Origin of the sequence: Streptomyces sp. NBC_01261, assembly GCF_036226385.1 — a bacterium.
GTDB lineage: Bacteria > Actinomycetota > Actinomycetes > Streptomycetales > Streptomycetaceae > Streptomyces.
Genome location: NZ_CP108463.1, coordinates 934768 through 950634, shown reverse-complemented (window position 1 = coordinate 950634; position 15867 = coordinate 934768). Strand labels below are relative to the sequence as shown.

The window sequence follows — 15867 nt, the reverse complement described above, 5'->3', positions numbered from 1 at the left end:
ATGAGCAAGGCCACGAGGACGGACCCGCGGTCGTCCGCGCCGTACGCTGCCGACAGCCACGACCTGATCCGCGTGCACGGGGCGCGCGAGAACAATCTCAAGGACGTCAGCATCGAGATCCCGAAGCGTCGGCTGACCGTGTTCACCGGTGTCTCCGGTTCGGGCAAGAGCTCACTCGTCTTCGACACGATCGCCGCCGAGTCGCAGCGGCTCATCAACGAGACGTACAGCGCCTTCGTGCAGGGCTTCATGCCGACCCTCGCCCGGCCCGAGGTCGACGTCCTCGACGGGCTGACCACCGCGATCATCGTCGACCAGCAGCGGCTGGGCGCCGACCCCCGCTCCACGGTCGGCACCGCCACCGACGCCAACGCCATGCTGCGCATCCTCTTCAGCCGGCTCGGCAGGCCCTACCTCGGCTCGCCCAAGGCGTTCTCCTTCAACGTCGCGTCGATCAGCGGCGCGGGCGCGGTCACCATGGAACGCGGCGGCCAGAAGGTGAAGGAGCGGCGCAGCTTCAGCATCACCGGCGGCATGTGCGCGCGCTGCGAGGGCCGCGGCTCGGTCACCGACCTCGACCTCACCCAGCTCTACGACGACTCCAAGTCCCTCGCGGAGGGCGCCATCACCGTCCCCGGTTACACGGGCGGCGGCTGGAACTCCCGGCTCTACAGCGAGTCGGGTTTCTTCGACCCGGACAAGCCGATCCGCAGGTTCACGAAGAAGGAGTTGCAGGACTTCCTGCACCGCGAGCCGACCCGGATGAAGATCGCGGGCATCAACATGACCTACGAGGGTCTGATCCCGCGCATCCAGAAGTCGATGCTCGCCAAGGACCGCGAGGGCATGCAGCCGCACATCCGGGAGTTCGTGGACCGCGCGGTCACCTTCACCGTCTGCCCCGACTGCGACGGCACCCGCCTCAACGAGGGCGCCCGCTCCTCGAAGATCAAGGGCATCAGCATCGCCGACGCCTGCGCGATGCAGATCAGCGATCTGGCGGACTGGGTGCGCGGCCTCGACGAGCCGTCCGTGGCGCCGCTGCTCACCGCGTTGCGGCAGGCCCTCGACTCGTTCGTCGAGATCGGCCTCGGCTACCTCTCGCTGAATCGGTCGGCGGGCACGCTGTCGGGTGGTGAGGCGCAGCGCGTCAAGATGATCCGCCACCTGGGTTCCTCGCTCACCGACGTCACGTACGTCTTCGACGAACCCACCATCGGCCTGCATCCGCACGACATCCAGCGCATGAACGACCTGCTGCTGCGCCTGCGGGACAAGGGCAACACCGTGCTCGTCGTGGAGCACAAGCCGGAGACCATCGCGATCGCCGACCACATCGTCGACCTCGGCCCCGGCGCCGGCACGGCGGGCGGCACGGTCTGCTTCGAGGGCACCGTCGAGGGGCTGCGCACCGGCGGCACCATCACCGGCCGGCACTTCGACGACCGGGCGTCCCTCAAGGAGTCGACACGGAAGCCCACCGGCACGCTGGAGATCCGGGGTGCCGCGGCGAACAACCTCCAGGACGTCGACGTCGACATCCCGCTCGGCGTGCTCGCCGTCATCACCGGCGTCGCGGGCTCCGGCAAGAGCTCGCTCGTGCACGGGTCGATCTCGGCGGGCGAGAACGTGGTCTCCGTCGACCAGGGCGCCATCCGCGGCTCACGCCGGAGCAACCCGGCGACGTACACCGGGCTCCTCGAACCGATCCGCAAGGCCTTCGCCAAGGCCAACGGCGTGAAGCCGGCCCTGTTCAGCGCCAACTCCGAGGGCGCGTGCCCCACTTGCAACGGCGCCGGCGTCATCTACACCGACCTGGCGATGATGGCGGGCGTGGCCACCACCTGCGAGGACTGCGAGGGGAAGCGGTTCGACGCGTCGGTGCTTGAGTACCACTTCGGCGGCCGGGACATCAGCGAGGTGCTCGCGATGTCGGTGACCGAGGCCGAGGAGTTCTTCGGCGCGGGCGAGGCGGCGACACCGGCCGCGCATCGCATCCTGACCCGGCTCGCCGACGTCGGCCTCGGCTACCTCAGCCTCGGCCAGCCGCTCACCACCCTCTCCGGCGGCGAACGCCAACGCCTCAAGCTGGCCACCCACATGTCCGAGAAGGGCGGCGTCTACGTCCTCGACGAGCCCACCGCCGGCCTCCACCTCGCCGACGTCGAGCAACTGCTCGGCCTGCTCGACCGGTTGGTCGACGCCGGCAAGTCGGTCATCGTCGTGGAACACCACCAGGCGGTCATGGCCCACGCCGACTGGATCATCGATCTCGGCCCCGGCGCCGGGCACGACGGCGGCAGGATCGTCTTCGAGGGAACACCGGCCGACCTGGTCGAGGCCCGGTCGACGCTCACGGGGGAGCACCTGGCGGCGTACGTCCGCGCCTGAGCGGGGCCGCGACCGCGGTCAGCGAAGGGTGGCGACCGCCGTGCCGTGGAGGACCTCCTCGGCACGGTCCCACGACCAGCCGTTCTCGACCACGAGCGTGCGCCACCCGGTGGGGCCGAACCAGTACCAGAGGAGATCGCCGGTCTCCTTCGCCGAGTGGGACGGCGGCGGAGTCAGCGTGTGCAGATGACGGGCGGCGGTGTGCAGCGCGTCCCGGTACGCGGCCGTCGCCCGCTCCCACAGCTCCTCGCCGTCCTCGTGGACGGGCAGCGCCTTGCGGATCGCCTCGTGCACCGCGAACTGCCCCTCGTTGCCCAGCCGCGTCCCGTGGGCCAGCGCCTTCAGGACCGCCTCCGGCGTGCGCAGTTCGAGCAGTTCCTGCATGGCCTGCTCGTGGCCCGAGGCGAGGACGCCCTGGTCGACGATCAGGTTCAGGATGTCGCCCTTGCTGCCGACGCTCGCGAAGACCGTCTTCGAGGCGACACCGGCCGCCGAGGCGATGTCGGCGACGGTGACCCGGCCGTAGCCGCGCTCGGCGAACAGCTCCGTGGCGTGTTCGAGGATCAGCGCGCGTGTCCGTGCGGCGGCCTGTTCGCGCAGCGGGGAGACGTAACGGCGCGTGGGAGACATGGATCCATCCTACGGCGATGAATTAAATAGGCGTGTTGTAACCTCAATTGCTGTGGGCCGAGAACAGCACCCCCTCGGCGCACATCGCACGTATCTCCCTTCTCCCTCGCATCTCCTCGAAAGGGATCACGCAATGGGCATGGACGCCACGCAACTGGCCCACGGGCTCTTCCGCATCCTTGAGACCGGCGACCCGGCACTGGCCGCCGAGGTGGTGCACGAGGACTTCCACAACCGCGAGTCGGCCGTCTCACCCACGGCCTGCGCCCTCCCCGGCCCCGCGGGAGTGCTCGCCTCCAGCGCGTGGATGCGCTCCGCCTTCGGTGACCTCGGCTTCCCCGTCCTCGGCATCGCCCACAACGACGAGCAGGTCTGGCTACGGCTGCGCATGCGGGGCCGTCACACAGGGCCCTTCGTCCGCTTCCGCGACGGCGCGCTCGACCAGGCGATACCGCCCACCGGGCGTGACATCGACTTCGAGCAGATCCATGTGCTCGACCTCCGTGACGGCAAGGTGGTCGGACATGAGGCGGTGCGGGACGACGTGACGATGCTCGGGCAGCTGGCGTCTTCCCGCCGAGCCCCGCTGTCGGGCTGAGCATGCTCGCGTGGAAGGTGACGGGGCGAGCCGCGCGCGCCGCCGCGGACGTGACGGCGAAGGCCGCCGAGGCGGCAGCCGGGGCGACGCGGTAGGTCCCGGGGCAGGGCGGCCGAGCCGAAGGTCTCCCCTCCTGCGGTCGCCTTCGCCCGCCCAGGGACGACGACCAGGGTGTCCCACCGGTGCGACTGGCCCACCGCACGCGACACCGTGGCTCCAGGTGGCGGTCCCGCGGTGCGAACGCGGGTGCCGGGCCCTGGACGGCAGGAGTGATTCAGATGGCGAAGGTCCTTTTCGTGCTGACCGGAGCGACGTACTGGGTGCTCAAGGACGGCACCCGGTACGCGACCGGATACTGGGCCGAGGAGTTCGCGGCCCCGTACAAGCTGATCACGGAGGCGGGTCACGAGGTCGTGGTCGCGACACCGAACGGCGTGACACCCAACGTCGACATGATGAGCCTGCGCCCCTCCATGGCGGGAGGTGAGCAGGGGGCGCTCGACCTGGAGGAGATCATCCGGTCGGCGGAGGTGATGCGCCGGCCGCTCCAGCTGTCGGACGTCCGTCTTGAGGACTACGACGCGGTGTACCTGCCCGGCGGTCACGGCCCGATGGCCGACCTGGCACTGGACGCCGACGTGGGCCGGATCCTCACGGCGCAGCTCGCCTCGGGCAAGCCGCTCGCGATCGTGTGCCATGGCCCCTCCGCGATCCTGGCCACCAGGATCCACGGCGAGTCGCCCTTCAAGGGCTACCGGATGACCTGCTTCACCAACGACGAGGAGGAAGGCGTCGGCCTGGCCTCCCGGGTCACCTGGCTGCTGGAGACGGAGCTGAAGGACAAGATCGGCGTCGAGTTCAGCCGCGGCGAGATATGGAAGCCGTACATGGTGGAGGACCGCAACCTCATCACCGGGCAGAACCCGGACTCGGCCGCGGTCCTCGGGGAGCGGCTGCTGGAGTTGCTGAAGTAGCGCCGCCGCGAGTGACTGGTGCCTGGGCGAGAGGCTGTACCTCCCACATGCAAGGAAGCCGGTCGTGGCGCCCGGGCCGACCGGCAGCGGAACCTGATCAAGGCCGTCCTCCAGGGGGCGGCACTCCGGCATCCCCACAGGCAGGACGGTTCACATGATCAACAGGCGGGCTCTCGGCAAGACCATCGGGGCGGGGGCCATGGGGACCGCGGCGGCCTCCCTGGCGGGATGGTTCAGCTCGTCACCCGCGTCCGCCACTTCCTTGGGCAGGGATGCGTCAACTGCCGGGCGGGCGAAGGGCCGTACGTCCTTCGAGGCGCTCAAGCGGGTCAGGGCCGGGGAGTTGGACATCGGCTACGCGGAAGTCGGCCCGGCGAAGGGGCCGGTGGTCGTCCTGCTGCACGGTTGGCCGTACGACATCCACAGCTACGTCGACGTCGCGCCGCTGCTGGCCGCCGAGGGGTACCGGGTGATCGTGCCCTACCTGCGCGGGTACGGCACCACGACGTTCCGTTCGTCGAAGACCTTCCGCAACGGCCAACAGGCCGTGGTCGCACGGGACATCATCGCCCTGATGGACGCCCTGCGGATCGAGAAGGCGCTGCTGGGCGGCTTCGACTGGGGTGCGCGGACGGCCGACATCATCGCGGCGCTGTGGCCGGGGCGCTGCAAGGCGCTGGTGTCGGTGACCGGTTACCTCATCACCAACCGGGAGAAGAACAAGCAACCGCTGCCTCCCGCCGCCGAGTTGGCGTGGTGGTACCAGTACTACTTCGCCACCGAGCGCGGCGAGGCGGGTCTGGCCCAGTACGGGCACGACTTCGCCAAGCTGATCTGGCGCAACGTCTCCCCGACCTGGCAGTTCGACGACGCCACCTTCGACCGCACCGCGAAGGCCTTCGAGAACCCCGACTACGTCAGCATCGTGATCCACAACTACCGCTGGCGGCTGGGCCTCGCGGCGGGCGACCCGCGCTACGACGGCATCGAGACCAAGCTCGCCGCGGGCCCGGCCGTCGCCGTGCCCACGATCACCCTCGACGGTGAGCTGGACCCCTTCACCCCGGCCGGTGACGGCAGCGCGTACCGAGCCAAGTTCACCGGCCCCTACGACCACCGGGCCCTCGCCGGCATCGGGCACAACCTGCCGCAGGAGGCACCCGAGGCGTTCGCGCAGGCCGTTCTGGACGCCGATCGGCTCTGATCCCGTGGACCAGGGAGACTCCCTGGCGCGAACCGGGGCCGTAGGGGCGAGTCTGGTGGTGTCGGCAGTTCGTCCGAGAACGGAGGCGCAGCTCATGGACATGAAGCTCGAAGTGGTCGTGGTGCCGGTCGGGGACGTGGACCGGGCCAAGGACTTCTACACGGCGCTGGGCTGGCGGCTGGACGCCGATGTCGCCACCGGCGAGAACTTCCGGGTGGTGCAGGTGACCCCGCCGGGCTCCCCGGCATCGGTCATCTTCGGCACCTCGGTCACGTCCCAGACACCGGGCTCGGCCCAGGGCCTGCACCTGGTCGTGGACGACATCGCCGCCGCCCACGACGAACTCAAGCGGCTCGGCGCCGACCCCAGCGACGTGTTCCACGACGAGGGCGGAGTCTTCCACCACGCCGGGACCGACGCCCGGGTGCCCGGCCCGGACCCGAAGCGCAGCAGCTACGGCTCGTTCGTGTCGTTCAGCGACCCAGACGGCAACGGCTGGATTCTTCAGGAGATCACCACCCGGCTCCCGGGCCGCCTGGACCCCGCGGCCACGACGTTCGCCTCCGCCGAGGACCTGGCGAGCGCACTGCGCCGAGCCGCCGCCGCGCACGGCGAGCACGAGGCGCGCACCGGCGCGGAGGACCCGGACTGGCCCGACTGGTACGCGCGGTACATGGTGCGCGAGCAGGCCGGGACCGAGTTGCCGTCGTGAGTACGCGGCCTGTCGGGCGAAGGAGTCGCGCACCGGCTGCCGGGCAGGTGCGGATACGCGTCGAGGCCTGCGGGGTCCGCCCCACCGACGTCCCCGCGGATGATCCCCGGTGACGCCCGGTTCCGCGTCGTCCTCGACATGAGGAAGTGAGACCGCCATGGCCGAGAAACCGCTGGCCGGATCCGTCGCGCTGGTGACCGGTGCCAGCAGCGGCATCGGTGCCGCGACCGCGCGCCGGCTGGCCGAGGAGGGCGCGGCGGTGGCGCTCGTCGCACGGCGTCGCGACCGCCTGGACCGGCTCGCCCAGGACATCACGCGGCTGGGCGGCCGGGCCGACGTCGTGGAGGCCGACATCAGCGACCCCGACCAGGCGTACCAGGCGGTCCAGGTCACGCTCGGGCGGCTGGAGCGGCTCGACATCCTGGTCAACAACGCCGGGATCATGCTGCTCGGCACAGCCCTGCACGCCACGATCGAGGAGTGGGACCGGATGGTCTCGCTCAACGTGGCCGCACTGCTCCACGTCACCCACGCCGCCGTCCCGTACCTGATCGACGCGTCCACCACCTCACCGCGGCAGGTGGCCGACATCGTCAACGTCGGCTCGACGGCCGGACGTGTCGCCCGCCCCGGGAGCAGCGTCTACAACCTGACGAAATTCGGCCTGAACGGCTTCACCGAAGCCCTCCGCCAGGAGCTGCTCGTGGAGCGGGTACGGGTCGCCGTGGTCGAACCCGGCACCGTACGAACGGAGTTGGTGGACCACCTCGGCGAAGCCACCCGCGAGGCGGCACTCCGGCAGGTCAGCGGCATCGAACCACTGCGGGCGGAGGACGTCGCGGACGCGATCGCCTACATCGTCACCCGGGAGCGACGGGTGGCCGTCAACGAGATGCTGGTCCGCGCCGGTGACCAGACGTGGTGACCGCAGGTGAGGAGGACGGACCCATGAGTCAAAACCACGACAGCGACCACGACAGCGACCATGACTACGACGTCATCGTCATCGGCGGGGGATCGCCCGGCGAGCACTGCGCCGGTGCCCTCGCCGAGGGCGGTCTGCGGGTCGCCCTGGTGGAGCGCGAACTGGTCGGCGGGGAGTGCTCGTACTGGGCGTGCATCCCGTCGAAGACGCTGCTGCGCCCGGGCGAGGCCGTGCACGGCGCACGGGAGGCCGCGGCGAGCGCCCAGGTCGACGTCGAACAGGCCCTGGCCTGGCGGGACTTCATGGTGTCGGACTACTCCGACGCCGGGCAGGAACGTTGGCTGGCCGACACCGGCATCGCCCTGCTGCGAGGCTCCGGCCGGCTGGCGGGACCGGGCGTCGTGGAGGTGGCCGGAGCCCGCCACACCGCCGAGCACGTGGTGGTCGCCACGGGCGCGGCACCGATCATGCCCCCGGTCCCGGGCCTGTCCGAACTGACCGGCGTGTGGACCAACCGCGAGGTGACGGGCATGAAGGCGGTCCCGCGCCGGCTGGTCGTGCTCGGCGCCGGACCCGTCGGTGTGGAGATGGCGCAGGCCGTCCGCCGGCTGGGCGGCGAGGTGGTGGTCACGGCCCACGGCGGGTACGTCCTGCCCCGCGAGCCCCGGCCCCTGGGCGAGGCGCTCGGCGAGGTGCTGCGCCGCGACGGGGTCGAGCTGGTCCTCGGCCCGCGCACGGTCGCCGCCCGGCGCGAGGGCGAGGACTACGTCCTGACGCTCGACGACGGGCGGGAACTGCGCGGCGATCACCTCCTCGTCGCCACCGGACGCCGCCCGCGCGTCGACGACATCGGCCTGGACACGGTGGGCGTGCGGGCCGACGAGCACGGCATCCCCGTCGACTCGCGGCTGCGTGCCGCCGAGCGGCTGTGGGTCGTCGGCGACGCCACCGGTCTCTGGATGCTCACCCACGTCGGCAAGTACCAGGGCGAGGTCGTCGCCGCCAACATCCTCGGCGAACCCCGCGAGGCCGACTACACCGCCGTGCCCCGCGTCGTCTACACCGACCCGCAGGCGGCGTCGGTGGGTGCGGGCGAGGCACGGTTCAGCGCCACCGTCCCGATCTCCGGGGTGGCCAAGACGGCCGCCTACACCCGCGCCTACGCCGACGCCAACGGGTTCCTCACGCTGCTCAGCGACGGCCGGGTGATCACCGGCGCCCACGCCCTCGGCCCGGAGGCGGGGGAGTGGCTGCAACAGGCGACCCTCGCCATCCGCGCCCGCATCCCGCTGGACGTACTCCGGGACACGATCCAGCCGTTTCCCACGTTCTCGGAGATCTACGTCGCCGCGCTCAAGGACCTGCACGAGCAGATCGGGGCCGCGGCGCGAAAGGCGTCACCGTGACGCGCTACCGCACGCTGAAGGTCGACGACCTTGAGATCTTCTACCGCGAGTCCGGACCGCCCGACGCCCCCGCCCTGCTGCTCCTCCACGGCTTCCCGTCCTCGTCACGGATGTACGAGCCGCTGCTGGGGCGCCTCGCGGACCGGTGGCGGCTGATCGCGCCCGACCTTCCCGGGTTCGGCCACAGCGGCGCTCCCGCGCCGACCGGGTTCGCGTACACCTTCGACCACCTGGCCGAGGTCATGAACGGCTTCGTGGACACCCTCGGCCTCCAGCGGTACACGCTCTTCGTGCAGGACTACGGCGGGCCGGTCGGGTTCCGCATGGCCATGGCGCACCCGGAGCGGCTGGAGGCCCTGATCATCCAGAACGCGGTGGCCCACGAGAGCGGGCTGGGGCCGCTCTGGCGGACACGACGTGCCTTCTGGGCCGACCGTGCCACCCACGAGCCGGCACTGCGCGAGAACTTCCTGTCCCTGGCCGCCACACGGGCCCGCCACCTCGGCCACGACCCCGCGACCGACCGCTACGACCCCGACCTGTGGACGGACGAGTACGCCTTCCTGAACCGGCCCGGGCAGGCGGAGATCCAGTTGGAGCTGTTCTACGACTACCGCACCAACCTCGCCGCCTACCCGGTCTGGCAGCAGTGGCTGCGCACCCGCCGGCCCCGCACGCTCGTCCTCTGGGGACGTCACGACGCGTCGTTCCGGGCGCGGGAGGCCGATTCGTACCGGGCCGACCTGCCCGATGCGGAGGTCCATCTGCTCGACGGTGGCCACTTCGTCCTGGACACCTGCGCCGACGAGGCCGCCCAACGGATCCGGGCCTTTCTGACCTGACATCGCCACCTGCCGCAGACCTACATCGACTCCGCGGCCTGAACGCGTCCTGTCACGAGGCGGCGACCAGGCCTTTTCCCGGTCAGGATTCAGGCCGCGGGCCCACCGCTGTAACGTGCAGGGTGACCAGGGGGCAGACCGCGACGAAGGCGGACAACCGTGGCGCATGCGGAGCACAGCTCACGGGACGGGTCAAAGGTCGGCCTGCTCGGCAGGCGGACCGAGTGCGCCCGGCTCGACCGGATGATCAGCGCGGCCCGTGGCGGGGAGAGCGGCACGCTCGTGGTCCACGGCCCACCCGGCGTCGGAAAATCGGCACTGCTCGACTACGCTTCCCGGTCGGCGGCCGACCTGCGCGTGCTGCACGCCGTCGGCATCGAATCCGAGATGGAGCTCGCGTTCGCCACGCTGCACCAGGTGTGCGTGCCGTTGCTCGAACGCCTGAAGAACCTTCCTCAGCCGCAGTGCGCCGCACTGGAGACGGTGTTCGGCATCCGCGCGGGGCCCCCGCCCGATCGCTTCCTGGTCGGGATGGCGGTACTCGGTCTCCTCTCGGACGCCTCCGCGAAACACCCGCTGCTCTGCCTGGTCGACGACGCGCAGTGGATGGACCGGGTCTCGGCACAGATCCTGGGCTTCGTCGCCCGCCGGCTGCTCGCGGAGTCGGTCGCCCTCGTCTTCGGAGCCCGCGAAGGGCCCCAGGACCTGCTCGGACTGCCGGAGCTGGAGGTCACCGGCCTGGGTGACGCCGACGCCCACACCCTGCTCGACTCGGCCACCCACACCCGGCTCGACCAGGACATCCGCGACCGCCTCGTCGCGGAGACCAAGGGCAATCCCCTCGCCCTCCTCGAACTGCCCCGCGGCCTGACCATCACCCAACTGGCCGGTGGATTCGGCCTCTTGAACGGCGACACGCTCCCGGGCCGCATCGAGCAGAGCTTCCTGAGCCGGATCGAGGCACTCCCGGACGAGACCCGGCTGCTCCTGCTGATCGCCGCCGCCGAACCGGTCGGCGATCCCGCCCTGGTGTGGTCGGCGGCCGGCCGTCTCGGTGTGACACCGGAGACCGCGCTCGCCGGCGGCACGGACGGGCTGCTGTCGTTCGACATCCGCGTCACGTTCCGGCACCCGCTCGTCCGGTCGGCCGTGTACCGCTCGGCGGCGGAGGAGGACCGCCGGGCCGCGCACCTGGCGCTGGCCGAGGTCACCGACCCGAAGGCCGACCCGGACCGTCGCGCCTGGCACCTCGCGTCCGCCACCGCGGGCCCGGACGAGTCCGTCGCCGCCGAACTCGAACGCTCCGCCGACCGCGCGCAGGCACGTGGCGGGCTGGCCGCGGCGGCGGCGTTCCTCCAGCGATCCGTGGCACTCACCGGCGACACGTCACGGCGCGCCGAACGGGCGGTGGCCGCCGCCGACGTCAGCCTCCAGGCCGGCGACCTCGACGCCGCCCGCCGGTTCGCCGACATCGCGGACCAGTACGCCCAGAGCGAGTTCCAACGCGCCCGGGCCCAACTCGTGCACGGCCAGCTCACGTTCGCGGCCGGCCTCAACCAGGAGGCACCACCGCTGCTGCTGACGGCCGCACAGCGACTGGAGCCCTTCGACAAGGACCTCGCGCGCGAGACCTACCTGATGGCCTGGGGCACCTCGGCACTGGTCGCCGCGGACGCCGACAGCCTCATGGCGATCTCCCGGGCGATGCGAGACCTTCCGGCGCCCAGGGGAACTCCCGACACCCTCGATCTCGTCATCGAGGCCTGCGCGCGGCTCGTCACCGACGGCCGCGCCGCCGCCGTCCCCGCACTCCGACGGGCCGTCACGGCACTCGCGGATCTTCCCGCCCCCGACGTCCTGAAGTGGGGCTGGGTGGCGAACGGCGTCAGCGCGGCCGTCTGGGACGACCGGGCCATGCGCAGCACGTACCGCCGGGCCGTCGAAGTGGCGCGCACCGCCGGTGCCCTGACCGAACTCCCCCTGTGCCTCGCGTCGTTGGGCATGGCGACCACGTGGACCGGGGATTTCGACGCCGCCGCGTCGATCGTCGACGAGGCGGACATCGTCGCCGCGGCGACCGGCGTCCCCCTGGCACCGCACGTCGGGCTTCGGCTCGGCGCACTGCGGGGCCGGAGCGCCGATGCGGAGGCCCTCATCGCCGCCACCATCGAAGAGGCCGGTGCGAGCGGCCAGTTGATGGGAGTCACGGTCGCCCACTGGGCCGCCGCCGTCCTCTACAACGGCCTCGCCCGCTACGAACAGGCCATGTCCGCGGCCCAGATCAGCAGCCGCATCGCCGAACTGTGGGTCTCCGTCTGGGTGTTGCCCGAACTCGTCGAGGCGGCGGTGCGCTCCGGGGAGGAGGAGATCGCCGGTGACGCGCTCGCCCGGCTCACGGACGCGGCGGAGCCGTGCGACACCGACTGGGCACAGGGAATCCTGGCCCGCTGCCGGGCCCTGCTCACCGCAGGAGCCCCCGCGGACCGCCTCTACCGCAGGGCGATCGAGCGACTGGGCCGGACACAACTGCGCCCCGAACTGGCGCGCGCCCATCTGCTGTACGGCGAGTGGCTGCGCCGGGACCGTCAACGGAGCGACGCCCGGGGGCACTTGCGTACCGCCTACGAGATGTTCGGGTCGATCGGCATGGAGGCGTTCGCCGAACGGGCCCGCCGGGAACTGCTCGCCACGGGGGAGACCGTCCGCAAGCGCTCGGTGGAGGCCTCGTCGCGTGACGAACTGACGCCGCAGGAGAAGCAGATCGCGTCGCTCGTGCAGGACGGCTTCTCCAACCCGGAGGTCGGCTCCCGCCTGTTCCTGAGCCCGCGAACCGTCGAGTGGCACCTGCGGAAGATCTTCACCAAGCTGTCGATCACCTCCCGCAGACAACTCCGTGACGTGCTGCCCCGCGGGGAGTACGAGGCCGCGCCGGAGTAGGGGATCGCGCTCAGGGGATCAGCTGCTGGCCGCCGTCGATGTCGTAAGTCGCCCCGGTGAGCGCCGTGTTGGTCATCAGGTGCAGGGCGAGCGCGGCCACGTCCGACGGTCCCACCACCCGGCGGATCGGCAGCGTGGCGCGCAACTCCTCCCGGCGCCGCTCCAGTTCGTCGCCGAGCAGCCGCGCCGACAACGGGGTGTCGACGAACCCGGCGGCGATCGCGTTGACCCGCACCGGGGCGAGTTCGAGGGCCGCGTTCGCCGTGATGGCCGGCAGACTCGCCGCCGCGATGGCCGCGATGCTCAGACCCACGCCGGGGCGGCGGGCGTGCGTGCCGGTGATGTACGTCAGCGACCCGCCGGGCCGGACGCATGTCGCGCACTCCCGCGCGACGCGTAGCGCTCCCAGCAGATGCTCGTCGAGCACGCTCCGCGCCTCGTCGAAGTCCATGTCGACGATCGGCGAGTAGAGCGGCCCGCCGCCCGCGACCAGGACGTGGTCGACCGGCGCGGGCAGCTCCGCGAAGAACCGGTGCAGTCCCGGGGCGTCACCCAGGTCGAGCCTCGCGGCGGACGCGCCGAGCTCGTCCCGCGCGGCGTCGAGCCGCCCCTGGTCACGACCGGTGACGACGATCTTCGCGCCGGCCGTACGCGCCTGGCGTGCCGTCTCCAGCCCGATGCCGGAGCTGCCGCCGATGACGACGACGGTGCTTCCTGAGAGATCGTTCACTGCTGCCTCCGTAGCGGGGTGGAGATCACGGCGACCGGCGGCCGTGGAGGCGCCGGTTCACTGGACGAGTGCCGGGTGAGCGGCGGGGACCGCACGACGTCCCGCAGCTGCCGCCGGAACACGGGCGAGGCCGTCCTCACGGGCGGTCATCCCCTCAAGGGTCTCGCCGCCCGATGCGTACGGCACCTCCACGACGAGCGCGACCAGGAACTCCCGGCCGCTCTCCGAGAGCGGTGACCGCGTCGGTGCGCCGGACACACAGGGGCATCGAGGCGAGCGTCCGATCGAGGCCGTCGGGGTCGTCGGCGGCGAACAGGCCGATCCCGATCGTGCGCCACTCGCCCGGCGGCGGAGGACGCCACAGGCGCGGCACCTGCCCCCGCGCGGCCGGCTCACGGGTATGCGCGGCCTGGCGCCCCCAGACGTTTCTCCACCTCGTCGGCCGGTATTCCGCCCGGAACCCGGGTCGTCATCGTGACCAGGATCGATCGATCGGCCGGGCGGTCGCTCGCGCCCGTGGTCCTCCCTGGCCGACGGCCGGCCAGGGTGTGGCACGTCCCCGTCTTCTGTCGATCGTCCCGCCACGGACCAGTGAGTTCCACGGGCGCGAGGGCTCCCCGTGCCGCGGGACCCTGGACGAAGTCACCCACCGTCCCGCGAGCCGCAGCGCCAGGGCGACGAACTCCGCACGGCGCGACCTCCTCGTGGCCGACCGAGGGAATCGCCCATGTCCAACCACTTCAGCGCGGCCTATCTCAAGTTTCCCGGCGACGACGCGCGCCTGGACCTGACCGACCTGTTCGCCTTCCCGGCGTCCGGAGACCCCGGCAGAACGGTGTTGATCATCGACGTGAACCCGTTCGCGACGGGCCTGAGCGCGACCCCGCCGTTCCTGATGAGCGCGGAACTGCACCCCGACGCGGTGTACCGCATCAACATCGACAACGACGGTGACAACCAGGCCGACGCCGCCTTCTCTTTCGTGTTCACGGAGGCGGACGACGGCAGGCAGACGGGCACGGCCTACTACGCCACCGGCGCCGACGCCCGGAGCGCGGAACCGACCGGTGAGGTGCTCGCCAGTGCCGTACCGGTCGGCTTCGACGCGTCGGCGCAGCCCGTCGAGGCGGGTCGCTGCCGCCTCTTCACCGGCGTACGCAGCGATCCGTTCTTCGCCGACGCCGAAGGCGCCCTGCACGGCTTCGCGTGGACGGGGGACGACGCCTTCGGCGACAAGGACGTGCAGTGCATCGCGCTGGAGGTGCCCGACGACATGCTGGGCCCGGATCCCCTGATCCACCTGTGGGCAACCGTCAGCGTGCGCCGTGACGGCGAACTCGTGCAGGTGGACCGCGGCGGGCAGCCGACGATCAACCCGTTCATCAATCCCGACTACGCGAAGGACGCGTACAACGCCGGGCATCCGGCGGACGACGTGGCGAAATACCTGGGGCCGTGGTCGAAGATCCTGGAGGGGAACGGCTATCCGCCCGCCGAGGCGAACGCGGCGGCCGCCACCGTCCTGCCGGACGTCCTGACCTACGACCGCGGCCGGCCCGCCGTCTATCCCAACGGGCGCGGTCTCACCGACGACGTCTTCATCGCCCGGATGACCTTCCTGACGAACGGAAAGGTCACCTCGGGCGGGGTGATGCCGCACGACGACCTGCTGCCCGATTTCCCCCACCTCGGACCTCCGCACCGGTAGCCATGAGCACCTGAGCGAGACCGGCCGACAAGGCCGGTCCGCACCGTCACCACCCGGAGGGCCACCATGGACGTTCCCGTCAAGAAGGTCGCCGTCGTCACCGGCGCGTCGCAGGGCATCGGCGCCGGCCTGGTCGAGGCGTACCGCAAGCTCGGCCACTCCGTCGTCGCGACCTCACGCGGCATCACCCCCTCCGAGGACCCGGACCTGCTCACCGTCCGGGGCGACATCGCCGATCCGGCCACGGCCGAGCGCGTCGTCACCGCGGCGATGGAACGGTTCGGCCGGATCGACACCCTCGTCAACAACGCGGGCCTCTACCTCGCCAAGCCGTTCACCGAATACTCCGGGGAGGAGTACGAGGCGGTCGTCGGCGTCAACCTGACCGGGTTCTTCCACATCACCCAGCTCGCCGTCCGGCAGATGCTCCGTCAGGGCACCGGACACATCGTCCAGATCAGCACCAGCCTCGCCGATCACGCCAATTCCACGATCCCCGCGGTGCTTGCCTCGCTGACCAAGGGCGGGCTCCAGTCCGCCACCAGGGCGCTGGCGATCGAGTACGCCTCCCGCGGCATCCGCAGCAACGCGGTCGCGCTGGGGGTCATCAGAACTCCCATGCACCCGGAGACGTCCGCGTCGCTCGCCGCGCTGCACCCGCTCGGACGGATGGGCGAGGTCGGCGACGTCGTCGACGCGATCGTGTTCCTGGAGAAAGCGACCTTCGTCACCGGCGAGATCCTCCACGTCGACGGCGGCCAGAGCGCCGGCCGCTGAACTCCCCCCACTGGTGGGCTTTGTGGGCAGTGG

The 15867-nt window shown here is 71.3% G+C and carries 14 protein-coding genes and 1 pseudogene; 11 read left to right on the top strand and 4 right to left on the bottom strand.

What is annotated here, in order from left to right; translation table 11 throughout:
- Nucleotides 1-2391 carry an excinuclease ABC subunit UvrA gene (locus tag OG226_RS04170; RefSeq protein WP_329347932.1) on the top strand — a complete coding sequence of 797 codons (2391 nt, stop codon included), beginning with the start codon at nt 1-3 and terminating at the stop codon, nt 2389-2391.
- Nucleotides 2392-2409: 18 nt separating this feature from the next.
- Here the strand turns inward: OG226_RS04170 and OG226_RS04165 are convergent, their stop codons facing one another.
- The gene (locus OG226_RS04165) at nt 2410-3021 is read right to left on the bottom strand and encodes a TetR/AcrR family transcriptional regulator (RefSeq protein ID WP_328675251.1); all 612 of its coding nucleotides are present in this window, start codon (nt 3019-3021) and stop codon (nt 2410-2412) included.
- A 139-nt stretch (nt 3022-3160) separates the two neighbouring features.
- Here OG226_RS04165 and OG226_RS04160 point away from each other — a divergent pair, with 139 nt between their 5' ends.
- From OG226_RS04160 to OG226_RS04125, 8 genes are all read left to right on the top strand, one after another.
- Nucleotides 3161-3619, top strand: a complete 459-nt coding sequence (locus tag OG226_RS04160; protein WP_328675250.1) for an ester cyclase — start codon at nt 3161-3163, stop codon at nt 3617-3619.
- Nucleotides 3620-3897: 278 nt separating this feature from the next.
- A complete protein-coding gene (locus tag OG226_RS04155; protein ID WP_328675249.1) occupies nt 3898-4593 on the top strand; it encodes a type 1 glutamine amidotransferase domain-containing protein in 696 nt (231 codons plus the stop codon).
- Between the two features lie 154 nt (nt 4594-4747).
- Entirely contained in the window at nt 4748-5797 is a 1050-nt protein-coding gene (locus tag OG226_RS04150) for an alpha/beta fold hydrolase (RefSeq protein ID WP_328675248.1), read from the top strand.
- A 94-nt stretch (nt 5798-5891) separates the two neighbouring features.
- On the top strand, nt 5892-6509 hold the full coding sequence (locus OG226_RS04145) for a VOC family protein (protein WP_329347931.1): 618 nt from the start codon (nt 5892-5894) through the stop codon (nt 6507-6509).
- 157 nt (nt 6510-6666) lie between these two features.
- The gene (locus OG226_RS04140) at nt 6667-7434 is read left to right on the top strand and encodes an SDR family NAD(P)-dependent oxidoreductase (RefSeq protein WP_329347930.1); all 768 of its coding nucleotides are present in this window, start codon (nt 6667-6669) and stop codon (nt 7432-7434) included.
- Between the two features lie 23 nt (nt 7435-7457).
- On the top strand, nt 7458-8840 hold the full coding sequence (locus tag OG226_RS04135) for a dihydrolipoyl dehydrogenase family protein (protein WP_329347929.1): 1383 nt from the start codon (nt 7458-7460) through the stop codon (nt 8838-8840).
- Complete coding sequence (locus tag OG226_RS04130; protein WP_329347928.1) at nt 8837-9682, top strand: alpha/beta fold hydrolase; 846 nt, start codon at nt 8837-8839, stop codon at nt 9680-9682. The genes OG226_RS04135 and OG226_RS04130 overlap by 4 nt, the downstream gene beginning before the upstream one ends.
- A 159-nt stretch (nt 9683-9841) precedes the next feature.
- A complete protein-coding gene (locus OG226_RS04125) occupies nt 9842-12619 on the top strand; it encodes a helix-turn-helix transcriptional regulator (protein ID WP_329347927.1) in 2778 nt (925 codons plus the stop codon).
- Nucleotides 12620-12629: 10 nt separating this feature from the next.
- On the opposite strand, the gene OG226_RS04120 is transcribed toward OG226_RS04125, so the two are convergent.
- From OG226_RS04120 to OG226_RS51510, 3 genes and pseudogenes are all read right to left on the bottom strand, one after another.
- Nucleotides 12630-13349, bottom strand: a complete 720-nt coding sequence (locus OG226_RS04120) for an SDR family oxidoreductase (protein WP_328675242.1) — start codon at nt 13347-13349, stop codon at nt 12630-12632.
- A 57-nt stretch (nt 13350-13406) separates the two neighbouring features.
- Nucleotides 13407-13607, bottom strand: coding sequence for a hypothetical protein (locus OG226_RS04115; RefSeq protein WP_328675241.1), 201 nt, complete (start codon nt 13605-13607; stop codon nt 13407-13409).
- A 16-nt stretch (nt 13608-13623) separates the two neighbouring features.
- Nucleotides 13624-13737 (bottom strand): annotated as a pseudogene (locus tag OG226_RS51510) (hypothetical protein); the annotation flags it as partial.
- A gap of 339 nt (nt 13738-14076) precedes the next feature.
- On the opposite strand from OG226_RS51510, the gene OG226_RS04110 reads away from it, so the two are divergent.
- Nucleotides 14077-15057: a DUF4331 family protein gene (locus OG226_RS04110; protein WP_329347926.1), complete on the top strand. Its 981-nt coding sequence runs from the start codon at nt 14077-14079 to the stop codon at nt 15055-15057.
- 66 nt (nt 15058-15123) lie between these two features.
- A complete protein-coding gene (locus OG226_RS04105; protein ID WP_329347925.1) occupies nt 15124-15834 on the top strand; it encodes an SDR family NAD(P)-dependent oxidoreductase in 711 nt (236 codons plus the stop codon).
- The last annotated feature ends 33 nt before the right edge of the window (nt 15835-15867 follow it).